At 40.6% G+C, this 1,107-nt stretch carries 1 protein-coding gene and 1 tRNA gene; both read left to right on the forward strand.

All coding sequences use genetic code 11. From position 1 onward, the window contains the following. Nucleotides 1-374: 374 nt before the first annotated feature. Nucleotides 375-593 carry a hypothetical protein gene (locus IC21_RS10200; RefSeq protein WP_234969668.1) on the forward strand — a complete coding sequence of 73 codons (219 nt, stop codon included), beginning with the start codon at nt 375-377 and terminating at the stop codon, nt 591-593. A 145-nt stretch (nt 594-738) separates the two neighbouring features. After that, nucleotides 739-812 (forward strand) — tRNA-Pro (locus IC21_RS10205). Nucleotides 813-1,107: the final 295 nt, after the last annotated feature.

The raw sequence follows: 1,107 nt of genomic DNA on the forward strand, positions 1-1,107 counted from the left end.
TGTTCATTCAAGGTGTACATTTAGATGATAGAGTGTCTTCCCATTTTTTTCCACTCATTTGCCCCTTCGAGTAAAATTTTACACATACCAAAATCTTAATTGTTTGATCATTTTATTCTACATCTTGCTGCAGTCAAATTTCGACAGAGTGAAACGCGAATAGCGTGCTTATCCCTGCTATGGCCGTTTTTTTGTTTTTATTCCCTTAGAATTTTTGAAAAAACGTTCCACTTAAGCACCTTCCCTTATTCCTGAACCCTCCCGCCTTTCCCCCTGCCTGTTTGTAAAAGGCAGCACAACCCACTCATGGCGAATGATAAAGCTGAAGGTGATGAAAATGAAGGTCATTTTAAAAGCACGATGCGTGATTTTTTATGGCCTTTCAGTTTCCGGATTGCCCGGCGTTAGCTGCAAGAATTTTACTGGACCGCGCCATCAAACATAAAGAAATGCCGAATGAAGAAACAATGTTGGCTTCGCTGGAAAATACGGGAATCGACATCATACCGGCGGCGGTGATTCCCGATGATATTCCCCCTAAAAAAACCTTTAAGCTTTTCCCAAGCGGCAAAACCTTCTTATTTTCCAGTTGAAAAAGGAATGGCTGCCGGCCCGAAACCGAGCCGGAAAAAATTTCTTTTAAAAAAATAAAAAAAGGCTTTGACAAACGAAATTTATTGTCGTAGAATAATATTTGTCAGCAAGAGCTAAGGAGCTGGCAAGCAAAAATAAAATAATCGGGAAGTAGCTCAGCTTGGTAGAGCACTACGTTCGGGACGTAGGGGTCGCAGGTTCAAATCCTGTCTTCCCGACTACTAAAAACCTTGATGTATCGCGGATGCATCAAGGTTTTTTTCGTTTTCAGCCGGGGTGATTTGCCCGTTGTTTACGCATTCCGTCAACAATTCAGCATTAAAACTGAATGCCCCTTTGATTAAAATTCCAGTGGGGATAAAAAGCCACTTTTTTCTTCACCCATTATGGCCCATCATTCCTTCATGCTTTATGCGTATTAACTTTGGATTTAAGTCAATATTTTGGACACCAATAAGTGAAATTTAATTTTGATCTCATGCCATATTTTTCATGACATCGCTGGTCGCTTGA

This window comes from Heyndrickxia coagulans DSM 1 = ATCC 7050 (assembly GCF_000290615.1).
GTDB classification, from domain to species: domain Bacteria; phylum Bacillota; class Bacilli; order Bacillales; family Bacillaceae_C; genus Weizmannia; species Weizmannia coagulans.